Here is a 461-nt window from a genome sequence, read left to right as displayed (position 1 = left end):
TTCGTCGACTGGCACGACAGCGGAGTAACACTCCTCACCGAACAACACGACTGGCCCACCACCGACCACCCCCGACGCGCCGCAATCTCCTCCTTCGGCATCAGCGGCACCAACGCCCACCTCATCCTCGAACAACCCCCCACCGACACCACCACCCACAACCCCGACACCGCACCCGGCCCGCGCCCGGCCGGCCTCGCCCTGCCGCTGTCGGCCCGCGGTCCCGAAGCCCTGCGTGCCCAGGCCCGGCGGCTGCTGGACCGCATGCCCGCGGACGGCACGGGCGCGCGGGCCGTGGACGTCGGGTACTCGCTCGCCACCGGCCGCGCCGTCTTCGAGCGGCGCGCGGTCGTGCTCGGAGCCGACGACGGCGAGGTACGGGAGGGGCTCGCGGCGCTCGCCGAAGGGCGGTCCGTGCCGCACGTGGTCCAGGGTGTGGCCGAGCAGGAAAGCGGCAAACT

1 protein-coding gene is annotated in these 461 nt (G+C 73.8%); it reads left to right on the top strand.

Features of this window, described 5'->3' with window-relative positions:
- A partial coding sequence (locus K7G61_RS36085; RefSeq protein WP_225851375.1) for a ketoacyl-synthetase C-terminal extension domain-containing protein occupies positions 1-461 on the top strand: 461 nt, incomplete at both ends.

This window comes from Streptomyces sp. HPF1205, from assembly GCF_020400825.1.
Taxonomy (GTDB): domain Bacteria; phylum Actinomycetota; class Actinomycetes; order Streptomycetales; family Streptomycetaceae; genus Actinacidiphila.
This window is presented reverse-complemented; position numbering and strand designations above follow the sequence as displayed.